This is a genomic window from Anabaena sp. CA = ATCC 33047 (assembly GCF_963870205.1).
GTDB lineage: Bacteria > Cyanobacteriota > Cyanobacteriia > Cyanobacteriales > Nostocaceae > Trichormus.
The window spans coordinates 109,297-129,261 of the sequence record NZ_CAWMSA010000035.1 but is presented as its reverse complement, the minus strand read 5'-3'; the positions used below and the strand labels follow the sequence as shown (position 1 = coordinate 129,261).

The window sequence follows — 19,965 nt, the reverse complement described above, 5'->3', positions numbered from 1 at the left end:
ACTTTATATGATTAATGATTTGTTTGTAAATGACCTGATTGAATGGATTGATGAATCCGGTAATAACTTTATAGAACGAGTTCTCTGGATTGATGAAGGATATATTATTGCCTTTGTTTATGATATAAATGCTAAAACAGGATTTCCAGAGGCTAAAAAAGTTTCAGAGATTAGAGAAGCTATTTCTGATGGTCGTGCATTGAAGCTTAAATCAGACCCGTGGGCAAGAATCGTAAGAGATGAAGATTTGTCAGAGAAAGAAAAAGAACTTAGAGATAGGGCTTGGCAAATAATTTCATTTATCGTTACTCAAGAACCCTCAATATACTATCGGGATTATAGAGGTACTTTAGTTCAGCAGGTTATTGAAAAATATAATGCAGGTAGAACTGAAGGTGAATTAGTACCAATAACTGTTTATAAATATTTAAGAAGATTTTGGCAGAGGGGTAAAAACAAGAATGCTCTCTTGCCTGATTATGCAAATTCTGGTGGTAAAGGAAAGCCTAAATCTTCTGGAGACAAGAAGAGAGGAAGACCTAGAAAATACGCACAAGTTCCAGAAATTGGTGTTGGAAGAAATGTTACAGAAGAAGATAAAAGAATATTTAGATTTGCAACTGCTAAATTCTATAATAATTCCAAAGAAAATTTCTTAACGACTGCTTATGATTTAATGATTAAAGAATATTACGCTGAAGATTTTTATTACGATGATAATGGAGTTAAGAAAAGTATTTTAATTCCTCCAGATAAACGACCTACATTTACCCAATTTAAATACTGGTACGAAGTAGAACAAACTGATATCAGAAAAACTATGATATCTCGTAAGGGTTCGAGAAAATATGCCTTAGAAAATCGAGCCATTACCGGAACTTCCCAAATGGAAACTATTGGGCCAGGGTCTAGATATCAAATTGATGCTACGATTGCAGATGTATACTTAGTATCCCTTTACAACCGCAACTGGATTATTGGTAGACCTGTTATATATGTGGTGATTGATGTTTTTAGTCGCATGATAACAGGGGTTTACATTGGATTGGAAGGGCCATCTTGGACAGGAGCAATGATGGCTTTAGCCAATGCAGCTACGGAGAAGGTCAAGTTTTGTCGGGAGTATGGTATTGAGATTTCTGAAGATGAGTGGCCATGCAAGCATATTCCTGATACCATTTTAGGCGACAGAGGTGAATTAGCAGGGATGACAGTAGAAACATTAATCCCTAATTTAAATGTTCGTATTGAAAATACTGCTCCTTATCGAGCAGATTGGAAAGGATTAGTGGAAAGACAATTTCGCATTATTCATGGGTATGTCAAACCATTTGTTCCTGGTTATATAGATACTGACTTTAGACAGAGAGGAGGACATGATTATCGCCTTGATGGTAGGCTTAACATAGATGAATTTACTAAAATAGTTATATTTTTGATTCTCCAGCATAACAATCATGATTATCTAATTGATTATGCTAGAGATGAAATGATGATTACCGATGATGTTAATCCTATACCTAGAGAATTATGGCAATGGGGAATTGCCAATCGTTCTGGTAGACTGAGAACTTTTCCAGAAGATATTGTCAAGCTAAATTTAATGCCCACAGAAAAAGCAACAATTACTGCTCGTGGTATCAAATTTAAAGGAATGTACTACACTTGCGAGAAAGCAAGGAAGGAATTTTGGTTTGAAAAATCTAGAAGTAGTTTATTATCTAAGTCAGAGAAATCATTGAATATATCATATGATATTCGACAGCCAAACTTTATTTATTTACGTTCCCCAAACGGTAGAGAATTTGAAAAAGGTTGGCTTTTAGAATCGCAACAAAGATATTTAGATAAAAACTTTTATGACATTGATTATTTATTAGCATATGAAAAATTGCAAAATCAAAAACATCAAGGTACTCGGTTACAGGCAAAAGCTGATCTGATAGCCAATATAGAAAGTATTGTTAGTCAGGCTAAAGAAGAGACTGAGGCAGTTTTAGATGATACTATAAGTAATAGACAAAAAGTTAGTGGCATTCGACAGAATAGAGCAGACGAAAAAAATGCTCGACGTAAAAATGAAGCATTTGAACTAGCAAAAGCAGAAACTCCCAATACTGATAATACTAAGAATCTAATAAACACTCAATCTGAAGATTCCGAGGATTCAAAACTATTACAGCCTGACCATATGGATTTACTCAAACGGAAAAGACAGGAGCGAAAACGTGGAAAGTAATGAGGAAGAAGTTGTTAGTATTCCTAATGGAAAGTCAGCAGTTATTGCCAGATACATAGACCAAAAACTTCCAGAATATAACGCTAATCCATTGATTCAGGCACTACCTCCTATCCTCTCAGCAGAAGAATTTATCGATAAAGTAACGAGAACACCAGATTTTGATGAACAAGAGAGGGAGCTAGAAGCGCACTACAGGTTTCATTGCATTGAGAGGCTATCTAGATATTTTGATCCTCAAAATAAAACTGTTGAACTACAGAAGGTCATTTGTGCGCTAATTATGACGGGCTATTTAGCTCGGAATATTCTGAAACCTGAATATGCAAGTCGCTCTAGGCAAATTTATAATGCAATTAAAGATGGAGGAGGGAAAAACTTAGAAAACTATGTTAATCTTCCTACATCTGCTTCCGGCCTAACCCTAATTGGCCCATCAGGGATGGGAAAGTCTACGAATTTCCAAAATATTCTTAATCTTTATACTCAAGTAATTCTTCATCCTGAGTATAGTGTTTACCAAATAGTTTGGTTGAAGGTTGACTGCCCTCATGCTGGTTCTTTAAAGGGTCTGTGTACGGATATTTTTCTTGCTGTTGACAGGCTATTAGGTACTAACTACTTTAAAAAGTTTGGTTCCTCACGCAACTCTGAAGATTATATGCTGGCTCAAGTTGCCCAAATTGCCCATACTCATCATTTAGGGGTTTTAGTTATAGATGAGATGCAGAATCTGGTTACAGCAAGAAGACGTAGCTCAGATATGTTGAATTTTTTAGTAAAAATGGACAATACTGTAGGAATTCCAGTAATTCGAGTAGGTACTAATGAGGCTTTTCCTATTCTTCAAGGAAATTTTAGAAATGCCAGGAGAGGGACAGGAGAAGGCAGTGTAATTTGGGACAGAATGGTAAATGATGATGAATGGTATTTCTTCATGGAAGGAATGTGGGAATACCAGTGGACAAAAACTCCTGTTCCTTTCTCGGATGAAATAAACGAGGTTTTTTATGACGAAAGCCAGGGAATTATTGATATTGCTGTCAAACTTTACAAAATGGTTCAATGGAGAGCGATTTCAATAGGTGGTAAAGAAATTATTACTATTGAGTTAATTCGTCAAGCTGCTAAAGACGGACTATATTTAGTCAAGCCAATGCTTGATGCAATTAGGTCAGGGGACAAGGAGTGGATGATTAAGTATAAAGATATTGCGCCCCTAGATACTACAGAATATCAAAATAAATGTCTATCTGAGCTTGATTCCAAGGATTTGAAAGAAATTCGCAGATTGGCAAGAAAGCAACAGAATCAGCAGAAAGTATCGCCGAAGCTAAATTATGTAATTCTTGAGCTTTTGAACTTGGAAGTAGAACCTGCTAAAGCAAAGGAATGTGCAGAACAAGTAATTGTTTCTAGTGATGAAGATGCCGAAATTCCATCTTTAGTCAAAAAGGCATATGCTCTTGCTTTGCAAGGAGGGCAAGTAAATGAGAGCCTGACTAAGACAAATACTAAGAAAGCTAAGTTAAAGCCCAATTATCAAGAAAATGATATTCGACGAATTGTTGAAAATGCCAATAAGGAGAAAAAATCTGCATACGAGGATTTGAAATTGGCAGGCATAATCAAAAATCCAGTTGAAGATTTTATAAATATTTAGCTTCTCAATGCTTAGTTTCTTCCCAACTCTGTATCCCGATGAACTGTTATATAGCACTTTAGCTAGATACCACATTCGGAGTGGAAATAAAAGTTTCAAGCAAACTGACTTAGAGCTATTCGGTTACAGTTCTCAACAAGTATGCAAAATTACTTTAACTAATAATTTAAATTATTTAGTGAAAAACTTACCTTTACGCTCCCAGCAAAAAGTTGAGAATTTGCTACAAAATCATACGTTATATCCCTTTTACGCAACTTTTTTAATGCCACAGGAGGCTTGGTTACTAAAAAACTCAATTAGTAAAAAACTCAGTGGCTCCATACTAGATGTTGCTAAGGTGGCTACTAATTCTATTGGTGATTCAAAAAAATTTTTAAAATTTTGTCCTGAATGTTTAGAAAAAGATACCCAAAAATATGGCGAACCTTACTGGCATAGAATACATCAAGTACCTGGCATTTTAGTTTGTCCAACTCATGGTATCGTTTTACAGGATAGTTGTGTAAAAGTTGAATCGAAAGGCGTACATTATCATGCTGCGAGCGTAGATAATTGTTTAGTAGCCTGCAAGGTCAAAAATTTGACAAATAACACAGTAAAAACACTCTTCACACTGGTGAATGATATTAATTGGCTAATTCATAGCAATTTTGCCTTTCAAGGTTTGGCTTGGCTTCGCGCTCAGTACCAGCGTTACTTAGTGGATAAAGGTCTGCTACAAACCTTTCCTGGTGGCAAGTTTAAGTTTGATGAGTATGGTTTTGCCCAGCTTATATTTGAGTTTTATGGTCAAGAATCCTTAGAAGCCATCAATCCCAAGTTGACTCAACATCAAGGTAAATACTTTTCTCACTGCTTGTTTGGATGCGACTTAAGCCCAGCAATTGACCGGATAACTCATATCTTATTGATAAAATTTTTAGCAAATTCTATAGAAGAGTTTTTTCAGTAATAATCTGCATATAAAAACTGTTAAATACATTAATATAAAGTAATAAATAATTAAGAAAATTATCTTTATAGGTTGGTATTTCAAGTATTCTCAGATTCGTGAGTAAGGTAAAGTAAGTAATATCATATTTATTTCACACCACGTTGCATCTACTGAAATTTGGCATCTAAAAATGATTGTTGATGGCAACTTACTTAGGCAGATTCCCTCAGAATCACCACCAAAGCCAAGAGAGCTTTTAATGTCTCAGTTACCATATATGGATTTAACTTTTAACCTTATTGGTGAGACATTACCTTTCGACCACGGCTATGAGCTATTTTCTGCGATCGCCCACTTTGAACCCAAACTTCATACATTAGACACGCTGGGAATTCACACCATTGCAGGTATTCCCAAGGATGGTGTAATTAATCTGACCCAAAATTCTAGGCTTCGTGTTCGGATACCAGTAAATCAGGTACATTTAGTTTACCCATTGGCGGGTAAGTCCTTGAGAATTGGTAAGCATACAATTCGTTTGGGTATTCCCGACATATGTTTGCTTCAACCTGCCGAGCAATTGCGATCGCGCATTGTGGTAATAAGAGGTCATGAAGAACCTGAAACTTTTTTAGTCGTAGCGCAGCGTCAGCTAGAACAGCTGGGTATCCAAGCAACCGCTAGCATTCCCACCAAAGCCAATGGCAAACCAATACGTAAAACTATCAAAATTAAGCGATTTACAGTCGTGGGTTTTGGATTAGAAGTTACAAATTTAAGCAATGAAGACTCACTGACGTTGCAAATACATGGTGTAGGAGGAAAGCAAAAGATGGGTTGTGGACTCTTCATGCCCATTCAAGAAAGGCAATAGCAATTACTCGAAAGCAGATAATGAAGACAGCAGCTAACCCCAAAATTCAGCTTAATCTCGGCGATCCTAGTATGACCTTATTGCATCGTGCTGGGGTGGCAGGACTTTGGATGACGCTCAAAAAACTGGAAAAAATCTATCCAACTGCTGCTCAACGTATTGGTAATTTTACTTGGTTGCTAACCCCTAGTAATATCAGTCTTTATTGGGAAGGACAGGATTTCACAGTTTTAGACTGGTTGCTGAAGCATTCATTTCAGATCAGTGATGAGGGTTTAATTTCCCTAACAGGGTTAGATTCTCAAAACATGGATATTCAAACGCAAATAATTATCCACCAAGGTATCACAGCAACTTTTATACAACATAATAAATTTTTTAAGTCTGCGGGTCAACAATCTAAGCAACTAATTATTGATGGTATTCAACTCAGGGTTGATTATAAGAAAGCTGCTTCCTATGCTCATCAACATTTTGCTAAACATTTATGTGACCAGTACGGACAATTGCTACAAGAGCCAATTGGTATAAGGGGGTGGCTTTATCCAGGAGCAGTAGTTCGCCATTATGCTTTTAAAGAACAAACCGCATTTGAAGAAAAAGCAGAATATGCTCTAGCGTTGTTGTTCGCTCCTGTGGCTTGTCAATATTTTGTGCTGCGATCGCACACCGAACCATCACATACAAACTATGTTCTGGTTGTTCCTGAAGTAATTGATTTAGAACTTTATGCCCAGTATTTGTGGTATTTGAGTAAATTAGATTATAAACATTTTCACGTATCTAGCTTAGGAGATGCTGGATTAAAATTTATTACTTATGAAGCAAAACAACTAGATAATTTCAATTTTATCAAACGATGTCAAGTAATCTCCTTTAGTACAAAAGCTTGGTCAGAGCGGCAAAAAACTCGTGCAGAAATAGCAATCATAGAATTAAATTCTTCAGTTAGTTATCTCTATAAACTTAGTTGTATTTGTTTTCCTAATTGCCAAGTTGTTATATATAAAAATCAACATTTTTTGCTTCCAAGTTTAATGAAAGGAATAATTGCCAATAATCTAGCAATGGGTTGGCCTTGGTGGGCTAATTGGATCTCAGTTATTAAAAATAATAAATCATTTAAACAATTTACTGATGAGTATATAGGAATTAATAAAATGATTCAGGACTCAGAATGGGACATAGAAGCTCAAAAATTATTTATTCAAGCTTGTCATGAAGCATTAAGGAAAATATACGCCAAGATTTATAGCAGAATGAAAGAAGGTGGATATGCTCAAATAGAACGAGAAAATACACGCATTTTATCTCAGCTAAAACGCTGCACCAATGCTGACAATTTCAGAAAATTTATTGCAGAGTTTTGGGGGAGGGCAGGGCAAATGACAATTCTGGAGGAACATTGGGTGGAATTACTACCATTGACTACAGGGATAGGCAATTGGAAAGTAGCCAGGGACTTAACTTTTATTGCAATGGCTAGCTATCCAAAGAATAAAATAACAGAGGTATAGGTAAAATCATCACAACTATTTGAGCTAAATCGTGAGTAAACGTTAGATTTTTTGATTTGATTAAGCACAAAATATTAATTGTTTAGGTAATTGTTGAATGTTTCATCTGTTCGGTAACATTTTGACTACTTATGGAACCGCCGCTAATAATCGTGGTGAAAATGAAGGTAACACAACTACTTTACAAAAATTAATTTGGAAAGGTGAAGTTCACTCTACCGTTTCATCTGAGGCAATTCGTTGGGCATTGCGATATCATTGGCAAAATGCTGGCTATCCTGTGAATAGACGTTGGGATGAGAATGCTCAACCAGTAGCGGATCACATCTGGGAAGATCCTAATTTTGATGATATTCGCTTCATTGATGATGATGTGTTGGGATTTATGCAAGCGGAAGCGGCAAAAGTTGAAGCAGCAGATGAATCCGAAGTTGAAATCCAGAACTCAACTCAAGATGAGAACCAAACAACCTCTCAAGGTGAGGAGAAAAAAACCTCACAACGTAAGCGCAAGCAAAGACCTAAAGGGAGAATAAGTGCTAGACGAGGTGTATTAGAAGTCACTCGTGCAGTATCAACAATTCCTTATGCTGGTGATATTACTTTCAATTCTATGAGTGGAAAGAAAGGACGAACATCTCTTTATGCTACAGAAGTTCACGCTACTCGGTATCAATATGGCTTTGCATTAACACCCAATAGACTCAAAGATAAATCTCGCATTCATGCTGTCTTAGATGGCTTAATTTCGATTGGAGACGTGGCAGGAAATCACGCTCGTTTCTTTTATGATTTTTCTCCCGATAGCATAATATTACGGTGGACACATGATTTCTCACCTCGCTTACTTTACTGCTTTGAAGAAGATGAACTTAGAAATATATCAACACCCGATTTAGTGCGACGGGTAGAAGCTGGAGATATAGACCCTAAAGAATTATGGATAGGAGGGGCAATTGCTAGCACTCTAGAAAATTTAGGGGCCAATCTTTTTCCCGGAGTGAAGGCAACAGTTGAAGCATTAAAACAGGTGATTATTGAAGATTTGCAGTTGTCGTTAAGGAGTTCATGATATGACGACAATTGTTGTAAAAGTAGAAGTTCCCATAGCTTGTTTTCGCCAGTCTCATGCTAGGGAATACGCTGAAACCTACCCTGTACCACCGCCATCGACAGTATATGGAATGTTACTATCTCTGGTTGGAGAAGTTGATAGATACAAACACTGCGGCGTTAAGCTGGCGATCGCACTTCTATCTAAACCAGAAAAGTCAACTGTTATTCGTACCTGCCACCGATTTAAAACGAAGAATATCCATGAATCTAAAAATAATAAACCTGATTACCAGGATTTACTAACTAATATTGAGTTTGTAGTTTGGGTAGATGCTGGGGCAGATAAAGCCAAACCAAATTTAGCGCAACGTTTAGAAGAGGCATTTACTAACCCAGCTTCTATTAATAGGTTTGGTGGATTATGTTTAGGTGAAAGTCGGGATTTAGTGAATGATGTTAGCCTGTTACCTGAAAATTACTATGCAGAATCAATGCGATGGTTAATTCGAGATGATTATGGGTTACTAACCTTACCTTATTGGGTAGATCATGTAGGTTCACGGGGAACGCGATGGCTGTGTTACGAAATTCAGGAATTTCAAGTATTTCAACCACCCGAATTATCTTGGACTTCAATTCAAAGTGATTAGAGGGCATTATTTACTTTTGCAAGCATCTTTGCTTGGGCAATTTAAATACCACAATAAATAATCTTGTCTTCTTGTTTCACAAGCATTTTAGGGATTTCATATACTTTCAATGTGCTTGCAATTTCCTGGAACACCTTCAAAACAAGGGTTAGAGCTTTAGCAACTTTGCTTTTGCTATGAATAGCTATTAATTTTTGCAACTTGACTAATCCTAATTGGAAGGTGCTTGTAAAATTAGTACAGAGCTTTGGCTAGTCAACAGGTTTGATGATCGCCGTGCTTTAACATTAGATGTCGTTAGGCGTTGAGCAGTGATTAACCTGAAGGCTTGCTCCGGGATGTTGTAGGTGCTTTAACATTAGATGTCGTTAGGCGTTGAGCAGCACCGGTACCGCGAGTAGTCGCACCAATATTCATATGTGCTTTAACATTAGATGTCGTTAGGCGTTGAGCAGTTGAATGCGAAGTTATCGGCAGATGTTTTGTTGTTGTGCTTTAACATTAGATGTCGTTAGACGTTGAGCAGTGACCATTGGTGTATCCATCAATCCTGACTGCTGCGTGCTTTAACATTAGATGTCGTTAGGCGTTATCTACTTTTGATACAAATACTTTTGAAATACATACAAAACTAGCTCTGCCAAATATCTCCTTTTCAAGACATTTTTGCGATTATTTTTTCCCACTGCTCAATCTGGTTCTGTAGTTGTAATTGCCGATCGCCCAAATCTTGACTATCATCAACAGACAAATCCTGACCGCTCAATCGCTCACGATAGAGAGCAATCAGTTCGGTTAGGGCTTTTTTATTGCTTGCTGATCCTCCTGGGTCAGAGAACTAACATTGACTGGAATCAACTTTCTGCCAATTCTCTCTACAAACTCAGACCGACTTAAATCCATACTGTCGGCGATCGCATCTAATCCATCAATCCCGGTAGGAGTTAGGGCTAGGTTAACTCGTTTCTTCACCTCATCGTACAGTTCTGGTACGTCTTTTTGACCTTTTTGCCCTTTCTTACCCATTGCCGTCTAGTTTTTGCTTTCCTCCCAATCATAGTAAACACATTTAGCACTTAAGTTAAACATTAAAATTTTTTCCAATACTTTAGGTATTGTGTAATCCCTAATTTAGTTAGATAATACAGGCATTGTGTAATGCCTAAGCAGGCATCTCGTAAGGATATGAGTAACTAATTGCACCGTTTGATTCCTCAACATCTCAACGGCTTAATTTTCATGGGCAAGCATTAATTGCTTCGTGGCCAATTCAGATTAATCAAAATCTGCCAGATGATTTAGGCATTTTTCAAAACTATATGGTTAGTTTCTTCCCTAAACCTTATCCAGATGAAATTTTATATAGCGTCATTGCTCGTTATCACATTAGAAGTGGCAATACGAGTCCCAAAATTACACTTCAAGAGTTATTCAATTCACAAACTACTGTCGCAACAGTAGATTTACCATCGAACCTGAATAATTTAATTCAAAACCTACAATTTATCTCAAATTACCAAGTTGAAGATTTGATATATAAACATACTCTCTATCCTTTATATAGCCCTTTTTTACCTGCAAACAGGTCTAGTCAGGTACTGGAATCTATGAAAGGAGATTATGGGGGAGATATTCATACAAGAGCCGGAATTATGGCAAGCTCAATTACTATGCCAAAATATTTTCGGTTTTGTCCAACTTGCTGGGAAGAAGACTTAAAAAATTATGGCGAACCTTACTGGCATCGCATCCATCAAATACCAGGGGTTTTAGTTTGTCCATTTCATGATGAAGTTTTGCAAGATAGCCTAGCTCCTTTACACGGTTTTAATAAGCATGAATATTATGCAGCTAGTACAGACAAATGTTCTATTACTAAAGAACCAAGTATTTTTAGCCCTGACACGTTGAAAAAATTACTGGTATTAGCTAAAGATTTTTGGTGGTTACTCAATAGTGAAATACCTTGCCAAGAACCACAGTGGTTTCGCAAACAGTACACCAATCTGATGATTGAGCAGGGTCTTGCAACTGCAACTGGACGAATTTACCAGAAAAAACTACTAGATAATTTTTTGTTTTTTTATGGTCGAGAAATGCTCAGTGCCGTTAATTCAATAGTCACTCATAATGATTCAAGCAACTGGGTTACTAGCATTGTCAGGAAACATAGGAAATCTTTCCATCCTCTTAGACATCTGCTGATGATGCGTTTTTTGAAAACATCAGTAGAGGAATTTTTCAAGCAAGATAATAAATACAAGCCTTTTGGTGAACCCCCGTGGTTGTGTCTCAATGCTGCCGCAGAGCATTACCTACAACCAGTCATTACCAATTTAGTCATTACTTTATGCTGCGATACAAAAAAGCCTGTTGGTACTTTTTCTTGTACTTGTGGAATGGTTTATTGCCGGACTGGGCCTGATGAAACGGATGATGACAAACTTCGCATTGGTAAAGTAAAGGCATTCGGTCAACTATGGGAACAAAAGCTGAAAGAATTTGTTGAAGTTGAAAAGTTGGGTTTGCGGGAGACAGCTAGAAGATTAAATGTTGATCCCGGAACTATCAAACGCTATGTATCTCTGCTAAAACTGACCACTTATTGGCAGACTAGAAAGGAAAATGGCTCTGTAGACTTACAGGAAGTAGCAGAAATACACCCCAATTCTGCAACTGAACTCAAATTGAAACACAGGCAAGATTGGATGGCTTTACAAGCACAGAATCCTGACGCTTCAAAGACAACTCTGAGAAAACTAGCACCAGCCACCTATATTTGGCTATACAGAAATGATAGAGAATGGCTCAATCAAAACTCACCTGCATTACAAGTTGCTGTTCCTTCCGTTGTGAGAGTTGATTGGCAGGAACGAGATCGGCAAATTCTCGCCCAGGCTCAAGACGCAGTGCGATCGCTAATTAACGCCGATACGCCAGAAAGAATTTCTATTAGTAGGGTAGGAAAAACTATCGGCTTACTCGCCTTACTCGAAAAACACCTCGACCAAATGCCTTTAACAAAGGCTTACTTAGAATCAGTAGTTGAAACTGTAGAAGATTTTCAGATGCGCCGGATCAAGTGGGCAATCAAGTTGCTTGATGAATGTGGAGAAGAAATTATGCGCTGGAAGGTAGTCAGAGTTGCTGCTTTGCGGGAGGATTGCTCTGAAAGAGTCAACGCATTTCTGGAAAATGAACTTGACAAAGCGTACAAGAAAGAGAGGTGATTCCATTCACCTCTCCAAGTGATGAGATAAATGCTTTGTGTGTTATGCTGCGTCGGCTACCAGTAAGCCATTCACAGCGACGATGATGATTTGCGCTGCCAAAGGAGTGTCACAACGTAGCTTATCGTCACTATTACAGGGTTGTGCTATCCATTGACCCTCCAGATTTTGGTAGAAAGTGCCGAGAAGTTGGGAACCATTCCAAACACGGTAAAGTTCACCAAATACCTCTGATACCGAATCAATCTCAATTTCCGGTGCTATTTCCTCACCTAGCTGCTCAATGTACTCCTCAAACTCTAATTGAGCCAAGGCTTGGTTATCAAATTCATCCTGTACAATCATCATGAGTCACCTCGTTAACGGGGTTGAACAAAAGGCGATGGCGTAAAACGCCCGCCTAAAAGGCGATCGCATTTCTCTTGCCGGAGGGCGATCGCCTTTTTGATTTCAGATTTTATTTTAGCTACTATAGTGGCTATATACAATATATGTATGGAAAACTTTATTCAGTCACTTCCACTGTGCTAAGAAAATCCTTTAAAGAAATGCCTAAAGCCAAGCAAATAGCCTCTAACACCTTGATAGAGACACTTTCAGACTCGCCGTACTCTAGTTTTTTCAGGTTTTGGTGAGAGCATTCCCCACCCTTAGCAGAAATTTCCTCTGCCAATTTCTGCCGGGATTTTTTACCACGCATACGCTTTAAAACTGCTGCTCTATCTTTATTCCAGCTAACGGCCACAACGTCTGAAACATAAATATACATTTTAGTTTCTCTATTCCTCTCATTGTTCATATAATAGCTACAGCAGTAAACAAAAGTTATTAATTTCGGCTACTACAGTTTACAAATTATGGGTTAGAGGTAAGCGATCGCAGTTAATCAAGTTTTCCTGTCAGTCAAAAGAGAGTAACTGTTTTTGCTATGAATACCACTTGTGCATATAATTTCAAAGGTTCTCCCAGAACAAATACATTAGCCATCTACAGCATCTAGAGCCTTGACACCCGAAGAACTAAAACAGCTTGAAGACACCCTATGGCAGAGTGCAGATACCCTGCGGGCTAACTCTGACCTCACATCGAATGAATATTCGACCCCTGTAATGGGTTTAATATTTCTCAAGTTTGCTGATAATAAATATCGTCAGTATGAAGCGGAGATTTTACAGGCTTATGAAGCATTAAAAGGGACTCGTAGAGAGAAGAATATAGAAGAAATAGCTATTGAGAAATGTGGTTTTTATTTACCAAATCACGCGCGTTATGACTATTTATTAAACTTACCAGAAGAGGAAGATATAGCTAAAAAAATTAAAGAGGCGATGGAGTCCATAGAAAATTATAAGCCAGAACTCAAAGACACATTGCCTAAAGATGAATATTTCCGCCTCACTCGTACAGACAAAGGTATTCCTAAACAACTATTAAAAAATTTTTCTAATATTCCTCAAAACGCCACTGGGGATATATTTGGACGAATTTATGAGTATTTTTTAGGTAATTTTGCACTTTCAGAAGGACAAGGTGGAGGTGAGTTTTTTACACCCCGTTCTGTGGTGCGGCTAATGGTAGAAATTATTGAACCATTAAAAGGTAGAGTATTTGATCCTGCTTGTGGTTCTGGGGGAATGTTTGTACAGACAGGACAATTTATTCAAGAACAGCAAGAAAATCAAAATCAGGGTGTAATTAATGATTTATATGTTTGTGGGCAAGAAAAGAGACTGGAAACTGTAAAACTAGCAAAAATGAACATTACAGTTAATGGGTTAAGGGGAGAAATCAAACAAGCAAATACGTATTATGAAGACTTGTTTAATAGTCTTGGCGATTTTGATTATGTTCTGGCTAACCCACCCTTTAATGTGGATGATGTAAATCTGACACAGGTGGAGAAAGACCCGCGATTTAATACCTATGGTATCCCCCGCAATAAAACAAAAGTTAAAAAGCAGGATGAGGGTAAACAAACAGTACCTAATGCTAATTATCTGTGGATTAATTTGTTTGCTACATCCCTAAAACCTAAAGCTAGAGCAGCGTTAGTAATGGCTAACTCGGCTTCTGATGCGCGTCACGCGGAAGCAGATATTCGCCAAAAGCTGATTGAAGAGAATTTAATTTATGGGATGCTTGCTCTGCCCTCAAATATGTTTTACACGGTGACGCTACCTGCGACATTGTGGTTTTTTGATAAGGGCAAGACCGATGATAAGATTTTGTTTATTGATGCCCGAAATATTTTTACCCAGGTTGACAGGTCACATCGAGAATTTTCAGCAGAACAAATCAGTAATCTGGCGGTTATTAGTTATTTGCGTCAGGGTAAGCGACATCGGTTTATTAAGTTGATTAATCGCTATTTTCAGCAAGGAATGGCGAAGTTAAAAGAAAATCAATCACAGGTAAAGCCTGTTTCTCAGCAATTAATGGCTGTGTTGAATGATGGTGCAGATGATGTCAAAGCTAGGGAAGTTGCTGTTAATTTCCTCAATTTGTGGGATGAGGTAACAGATTTAGAAATTCAGTATCAAGGTTATTTAGATAAATATAATTATCCTGGAATAAATATTGATACCCAAAATGAGGCACAGCAAAAACTAAGTGCCGCATTTAAACCGTTTTTTGATAATTTCCATGTTGAGCTAAAACAGCTTGATAAGACTGTGCGCGCTCGTGAAGCAGAGCTAAAGGAGAAAGCAAAGGAAGCAGAGGCGAAGAAACGGGGGCAGATTGATAAACAAATTAAGGAACTGAAAAGCACTTTGGAAACGCTGCATGAGGAGGTAAAATCAGCAGAATTATTTTTTACTCATATTCGCTGGTTACAGGAACGTTTTCCTAATGCAAAATATGAGGATGTGACAGGGTTGTGTAAGTTGGCAACTTTGGAGGAAGTGAAAGAACAGGATTATTCGTTAAATCCTGGGCGGTATGTGGGGGTAGTGATTGAGGAAGATGGGAAAACGGAAGAGGAGTTTATTGAGGAGATTTTAGGTTTAAATGAAGAGTTGGAAAAATTAAATCAAGATGTGCATTTGTTAGAGGGGATTATTGCTCATAATTTACGTGAGATAGCGGGGGATTTATGAGTGATTATTTAAATCAATTTCAGAAATTAGATGAAGTGGGGACTATTGCAAGAGGTAAATCAAAACATCGCCCAAGAAATGAGCCATCGTTATATGGTGGAAAATATCCATTTATTCAAACTGGAGATGTAAAACATAGCAATCTTTACATAACTGAGTATTCCCAAACATATAATGAAAAAGGGCTATCTCAAAGTAAATTATGGCAAGCAGGTACATTATGTATAACAATTGCAGCTAATATAGCTGATACTGCGATATTAAAATTTCCTGCGTGCTTTCCTGATAGTATTATCGGATTTATACCCTACAAAAATAAAGCTGATGTTCGATTTATCAAATATTGTTTAGATACATATAAAATTCAAATTCAGGCAATTTCTCAAGGCACAACACAAGACAATTTGAGCGTAGAAAAACTTTTATCGCTTAAATTTAGAATTCCATTAATTTCCATTCAGAAAAAGATTGGGGCGATACTTTCAGCTTATGATGATTTGATTGAAAAAAATAATCGCCGTATTGCCATATTAGAAAAAATGGCTGAGGAAATCTACCGTGAGTGGTTTGTCCGTCTGCGCTTTCCGGGACATGAACAGGTTAAGTTTAATAAAGGCATCCCGGAGGGGTGGGAGAGAAAAAGATTCGATGAATTTTGTCTACTCCAGCGTGGGTATGATCTACCAGATGCTAAAGTAATTCCTGGCCAATATCCTGTTATCGCTTCAACTTCAATTAAAACGTACCATAATCAATTTAAAGTTAACCCTCCAGTAATTACAACTGGTCGCTCAGGCTCTCTTGGCACAGTTTTATTCATCAATAGTCAAGCCTGGCCTTTAAACACGACATTATTTTTAAAAAACTTTTATGGTAATTCACCATACTTAATTTACTACACACTAAAATTCTTAAAACTGGAAAATTTTAATTCTGGTGCTGGTGTACCCACACTAAACAGAAATCATTTGGGTGGATTGTATATGTCTGTTCCTCCTAAAAACTTGCAAAATAATTTTACTGACAAAATAGCAATTATTTTTAAACAGAAAGAGCTTTTAGTTAGGTTAAATAATAAACTTGTTGAAACACGCGATCGCCTTCTCCCCCGCCTCATCTCAGGTAAACTTTCCGTCGAAAACTTAGACATCCAATTCCCACCGAGTATGGCTGACACACCACCATAAAAGTAATACTCAGTGTTTATCCTATAAAGTCAGGGCAGATATTGACAAATTTAAGCAGCAATGGGCTAAAATTTGTACATTGATGGACTAATAATATCAAAAACAGCCTATAGCCGTGTAGTTTGCCTAAACTATGCCTAACTTTATCTCTGAAGATGACATCGAACAAGCGGTACTCCGCAAATTAGAGCAGCAGCACGGTTTTAAATTACTCAACTGCTACACCCCAAACCCTGACGACCTCAACGACAGTTCAAACCGCACAGATAAACGAGATGTCATTTTTAGCGATCGCCTGAAAGCTGCGGCTATACGCCTCAACCCCACCTTACCAGAAACAGCCATAGATGAAGCTTTAAAAATCCTCACCAGTCAACGTCAGTCTATGTCTCCCATCGCTGCAAATCGGGAAATAGACGGGCTGATTCGTGACGGTATCCCCATACAATATGAAAATGCCCAAGGTAGAACCGAACCCATCAAAGTACGAGTAATAGATTTTAACGATTTCAGGACAGATTTCAATAATGAATATTTAGCCGTTTCCCAACTGTGGATTAAAGGAGAAAGAAATTATCGCCGTCCTGACATCATCCTCTACATCAACGGTTTACCCCTGGTTTTCATTGAACTGAAAAATTCCAACGTCAAATTACAAACAGCCTTTGACGATAACCTCACCAACTACAAAAAAGATATTCCTCAACTCTTCCTTGCCAATGCTTTCTGCATTCTTTCCAATGCACTAGAAACCAAAATTGGCAGTTTTACCGCAGACTGGGAAAACTTCTTTAACTGGTTACGGGTAGAAGATGAAAAGGAAAAAATAAATCGTCAGCAGATTCAGGAATCTGGTACTAGCCTAGAACGAGCCATAGATGGTCTTTGTCACCCTGCCAAACTCCTAGACTACATCGAGAATTTTATTATTTACAGAAGTGGAACTCAGAAAATTGTCGCCCAAAATCACCAATTCATTGGTGTGAATCGCGCAATTGATGCCTTTATCCATCGGGAAGAAAAACAGGGGAAATTAGGCGTTTTCTGGCACACTCAAGGCTCAGGAAAGAGCTTTTCTATGATTTTTTATGTCCGAAAGATTTCGCGCAAGCTCAAAGGCGATTTTACCTTTGTGGTGGTAACAGACCGGGACGATTTAGACGGGCAGATTTACCGCAATTTCTTAAACACCGAAACCGTCCAAGAGAAAGAAGCTGCTCAACCCAAAAACAGTAAACAACTGCGGGATTTTCTTTCTTTCAACAAGCGGATAGTTTTTACCTTGATTCAAAAATTCCGCTACAAAAAGGGCAAGAAGTATCCAATATTGAGTGAACGTAACGATATCATCGTCATTGTTGATGAAGCACACCGCACACAGTATAAATCCTTAGCGGAAAATATGCGGGCAGGTTTACCCAATGCCAACTACCTCGCGTTTACAGGTACACCTCTGTTAGGTAAAGAACGCAAAACTAATGAATGGTTTGGGGATTATGTCAGCGAATACAACTTTTCTCAGTCAATAGATGATGGTGCTACTGTCCCCCTGTTTTACCAGAAGCGAGTACCAGAGGTACTGATTCAAAACGAGAATTTAAGCGAGGAATTTTACCAAATACTCGAAGATGAAAACCTTGATGATACGCAACAAGCCAAGCTAGAAAGGAAATTTGCCCGTGAAATTGAGGTCATTAAACGTGACGATCGCTTAGAAACAGTAGCCAAAGATATAGTTTACCACTTTCCCCGTCGTGGTTATCTAGGTAAAGGTTTGGTAGTTTCCGTAGATAAATTCACTGCTGTGAAGATGTACGACAAAGTACAGTATCACTGGAAAGCAGAAATTAAAAATTTAGTGGGACGAATTAGGAAATCTAATAATGAAATCGAGAAAGTGCGCCTCAAAAAGATTCTCGATTTTATGCGCGAAACAGAAATGGCTGTAGTGATTAGTTTAGAAGGAAGCGAGAGCGAAGAGAAAAAATTTGCTCAACAAGGACTCGATATCAAACCCCACCGAAAAAGAATGAATACCCTTGATGCTCAAGGTCATGATATCGAGTATCAATTCAAAGATTCAGAAAATCCCCTGCGCTTGGTGTTTGTCTGTGCCATGTGGTTGACAGGTTTTGACCTACCTACCTTGTCTACTCTCTACCTAGACAAGCCCATGAAAGACCACACGCTGATGCAAACTATAGCCCGTGCAAATCGCGTTAGTAGTTATCAGATTAATAATGTCACTAAAACCAACGGCGAGATTATTGATTACTACAATGTCTTCCGTGATATGAAAAAAGCCCTAGCAGCTTACGCTTTGGGCAATGATGAAAACTCCCTAGTTCCAGAAAAATCTGACCTGTTTAAATTACTTGATGATGCGATCGCGCAAGGACTAAACTTTTGTCATGAACGAGGCATTAATCTAGAAACTATCCTTGCCAGTCAAGATACCTTCAAGAACTTAGAGCAGTTTAACCAGTTTGCCGACACCCTACTGCAAAAAGATGAATGGCGTAAAGCCTTTGTGGTTTATGACAATACCATTACCTCACTCTACGAAGCCTGTAAGCCAGAGATATTAAACCAACCACGCCCCCTGGTGTCAGTTTTTCAATACTTACGAGGAGTCATTGATAGTATTATCGAGCGCAAAGATATTGGTAACGTCAGTTTAAAAATTGCCGAGTTATTAGATGAAAGTATAGTCACAGATGATCAAGGAGTGACCACACAAGAGTATAGTGCGAAATACCAAATTATCCAGAAAGGTGAAGTTTGGGATTTAAGTAAAATCAACTGTGAGCAGCTAAAAGCCGAATTTAAACACAAACCCTATAAAAATATTGCAATTACCGATTTAAGGAGCTTCATCGAAGACAAGCTCAACCGCATGATTCAGCAAAATACTACTCGTACAGACTTTGCCCAAAGACTACAAGCAATCATTGACAAATATAACGCTGGTGGTTCATCAACTGAGAACTACTACGAAGCCCTGGTAAACTTTGCCGAAAACCTGAAACAAGAAGCAGAACGGCATATTCGGGAAGGCTTGACAGAAGACGAACTGGAACTATTTGATTTACTCAAGAAAGACAAAATGACTGCGGATGAAACCCAGAAAGTCAAATTAGCTGCCAAGTCCCTTTTACAGCGACTCACAGCAGAGCAGCCAAAAGTTTTAGTGCAAGATTGGTATAAAGATATGCAGAGTCAACGCAGGGTGAAATCCGTAGTGGAAGCAGTCTTAGATCAAAATCTGCCTGAAAGCTATGATCGAGCGTTATTTAAGTTTAAATGCGACACAGTATTTGATTTGATCTATGACCAGGCCAGTAAAGGTGCAAAGTGGGCAGTCTGAGTAATGGAAACTATGTCTATCTATGAACGCGATCGCATGAAGACGAAAATCAGATTTATGAGATTTGTACGGCTGGCATAATTTATCACTGCTTTCGACTTTTCAAGTAGCTCTACTTAAGCGATAATTAGAACTTGAAGACACATG

15 protein-coding genes and 1 CRISPR repeat array are annotated in these 19,965 nt (G+C 38.0%); of the genes, 11 read left to right on the top strand and 4 right to left on the bottom strand.

All coding sequences use genetic code 11. The features are described 5' to 3' along the window. Positions 1 to 7: 7 nt before the first annotated feature. From AACS98_RS08105 to cas5, 7 genes are all read left to right on the top strand, one after another. Positions 8 to 2,239: a Mu transposase C-terminal domain-containing protein gene (locus AACS98_RS08105; RefSeq protein ID WP_066378030.1), complete on the top strand. Its 2,232-nt coding sequence runs from the start codon at positions 8 to 10 to the stop codon at positions 2,237 to 2,239. Then, a complete protein-coding gene (locus AACS98_RS08100; RefSeq protein ID WP_066378028.1) occupies positions 2,229 to 3,902 on the top strand; it encodes an ATP-binding protein in 1,674 nt (557 codons plus the stop codon). The genes AACS98_RS08105 and AACS98_RS08100 overlap by 11 nt, the downstream gene beginning before the upstream one ends. Positions 3,903 to 3,909: 7 nt before the next feature. Next, complete coding sequence (locus AACS98_RS08095) at positions 3,910 to 4,857, top strand: TnsD family Tn7-like transposition protein (RefSeq protein WP_066378026.1); 948 nt, start codon at positions 3,910 to 3,912, stop codon at positions 4,855 to 4,857. A gap of 241 nt (positions 4,858 to 5,098) precedes the next feature. Next, complete coding sequence (gene cas6, locus AACS98_RS08090) at positions 5,099 to 5,713, top strand: type I-MYXAN CRISPR-associated protein Cas6/Cmx6 (RefSeq protein ID WP_157087501.1); 615 nt, start codon at positions 5,099 to 5,101, stop codon at positions 5,711 to 5,713. A gap of 20 nt (positions 5,714 to 5,733) precedes the next feature. After that, the gene (cas8a1, locus tag AACS98_RS08085; protein WP_066378021.1) at positions 5,734 to 7,230 is read left to right on the top strand and encodes a type I-MYXAN CRISPR-associated Cas8a1/Cmx1; all 1,497 of its coding nucleotides are present in this window, start codon (positions 5,734 to 5,736) and stop codon (positions 7,228 to 7,230) included. Positions 7,231 to 7,327: 97 nt separating this feature from the next. Beyond that, positions 7,328 to 8,302: a type I-B CRISPR-associated protein Cas7/Cst2/DevR gene (locus AACS98_RS08080; RefSeq protein WP_066378014.1), complete on the top strand. Its 975-nt coding sequence runs from the start codon at positions 7,328 to 7,330 to the stop codon at positions 8,300 to 8,302. A 1-nt stretch (position 8,303) separates the two neighbouring features. Continuing rightward, entirely contained in the window at positions 8,304 to 8,936 is a 633-nt protein-coding gene (gene cas5 / locus AACS98_RS08075; RefSeq protein ID WP_066378012.1) for a type I-MYXAN CRISPR-associated protein Cas5/Cmx5/DevS, read from the top strand. Between the two features lie 276 nt (positions 8,937 to 9,212). After that, positions 9,213 to 9,533: direct repeats of the CRISPR family, unit length 36 nt; unit sequence GTGCTTTAACATTAGATGTCGTTAGGCGTTGAGCAG. Between the two features lie 198 nt (positions 9,534 to 9,731). Here cas5 and AACS98_RS08070 read toward each other — a convergent pair. Next, complete coding sequence (locus AACS98_RS08070) at positions 9,732 to 9,962, bottom strand: hypothetical protein (RefSeq protein ID WP_066378009.1); 231 nt, start codon at positions 9,960 to 9,962, stop codon at positions 9,732 to 9,734. A 293-nt stretch (positions 9,963 to 10,255) separates the two neighbouring features. On the opposite strand from AACS98_RS08070, the gene AACS98_RS08065 reads away from it, so the two are divergent. Then, a complete protein-coding gene (locus AACS98_RS08065) occupies positions 10,256 to 12,166 on the top strand; it encodes a TnsD family Tn7-like transposition protein (RefSeq protein WP_066378006.1) in 1,911 nt (636 codons plus the stop codon). 42 nt (positions 12,167 to 12,208) lie between these two features. Here the strand turns inward: AACS98_RS08065 and AACS98_RS08060 are convergent, their stop codons facing one another. The 3 genes from AACS98_RS08060 to AACS98_RS08050 are packed head-to-tail and all read right to left on the bottom strand — an operon-like array spanning position 12,209 to position 12,935. Further along, a complete protein-coding gene (locus AACS98_RS08060; RefSeq protein WP_339373692.1) occupies positions 12,209 to 12,514 on the bottom strand; it encodes a hypothetical protein in 306 nt (101 codons plus the stop codon). 11 nt (positions 12,515 to 12,525) lie between these two features. Beyond that, positions 12,526 to 12,654, bottom strand: a complete 129-nt coding sequence (locus AACS98_RS08055; RefSeq protein WP_255362875.1) for a hypothetical protein — start codon at positions 12,652 to 12,654, stop codon at positions 12,526 to 12,528. 17 nt (positions 12,655 to 12,671) lie between these two features. Next, positions 12,672 to 12,935, bottom strand: a complete 264-nt coding sequence (locus tag AACS98_RS08050; protein WP_232317129.1) for a helix-turn-helix domain-containing protein — start codon at positions 12,933 to 12,935, stop codon at positions 12,672 to 12,674. 235 nt (positions 12,936 to 13,170) lie between these two features. Between AACS98_RS08050 and AACS98_RS08045 the strand changes: the two genes are divergently transcribed. From AACS98_RS08045 to AACS98_RS08035, 3 genes are all read left to right on the top strand, one after another. Further along, the gene (locus AACS98_RS08045; protein ID WP_066377999.1) at positions 13,171 to 15,264 is read left to right on the top strand and encodes a type I restriction-modification system subunit M; all 2,094 of its coding nucleotides are present in this window, start codon (positions 13,171 to 13,173) and stop codon (positions 15,262 to 15,264) included. Further along, entirely contained in the window at positions 15,261 to 16,451 is a 1,191-nt protein-coding gene (locus AACS98_RS08040; RefSeq protein WP_066377996.1) for a restriction endonuclease subunit S, read from the top strand. The genes AACS98_RS08045 and AACS98_RS08040 overlap by 4 nt, the downstream gene beginning before the upstream one ends. 133 nt (positions 16,452 to 16,584) lie before the next feature. Beyond that, positions 16,585 to 19,818, top strand: coding sequence for a type I restriction endonuclease subunit R (locus tag AACS98_RS08035; protein WP_066377992.1), 3,234 nt, complete (start codon positions 16,585 to 16,587; stop codon positions 19,816 to 19,818). Positions 19,819 to 19,965: the final 147 nt, after the last annotated feature.

Coding starts and splice junctions, on each gene's coding strand:
- cas6 (WP_157087501.1), top strand. CDS start 5,099: ATGTCTCAGTTACCATATATGGATTTAACTTTTAACCTTATTGGTGAG.
- AACS98_RS08065 (WP_066378006.1), top strand. CDS start 10,256: ATGGTTAGTTTCTTCCCTAAACCTTATCCAGATGAAATTTTATATAGC.
- cas8a1 (WP_066378021.1), top strand. CDS start 5,734: ATGAAGACAGCAGCTAACCCCAAAATTCAGCTTAATCTCGGCGATCCT.
- AACS98_RS08080 (WP_066378014.1), top strand. CDS start 7,328: ATGTTTCATCTGTTCGGTAACATTTTGACTACTTATGGAACCGCCGCT.
- AACS98_RS08095 (WP_066378026.1), top strand. CDS start 3,910: ATGCTTAGTTTCTTCCCAACTCTGTATCCCGATGAACTGTTATATAGC.
- AACS98_RS08035 (WP_066377992.1), top strand. CDS start 16,585: ATGCCTAACTTTATCTCTGAAGATGACATCGAACAAGCGGTACTCCGC.
- AACS98_RS08105 (WP_066378030.1), top strand. CDS start 8: ATGATTAATGATTTGTTTGTAAATGACCTGATTGAATGGATTGATGAA.
- AACS98_RS08050 (WP_232317129.1), bottom strand. CDS start 12,935: ATGTATATTTATGTTTCAGACGTTGTGGCCGTTAGCTGGAATAAAGAT.
- AACS98_RS08060 (WP_339373692.1), bottom strand. CDS start 12,514: ATGATGATTGTACAGGATGAATTTGATAACCAAGCCTTGGCTCAATTA.
- AACS98_RS08070 (WP_066378009.1), bottom strand. CDS start 9,962: ATGGGTAAGAAAGGGCAAAAAGGTCAAAAAGACGTACCAGAACTGTAC.
- AACS98_RS08040 (WP_066377996.1), top strand. CDS start 15,261: ATGAGTGATTATTTAAATCAATTTCAGAAATTAGATGAAGTGGGGACT.
- cas5 (WP_066378012.1), top strand. CDS start 8,304: ATGACGACAATTGTTGTAAAAGTAGAAGTTCCCATAGCTTGTTTTCGC.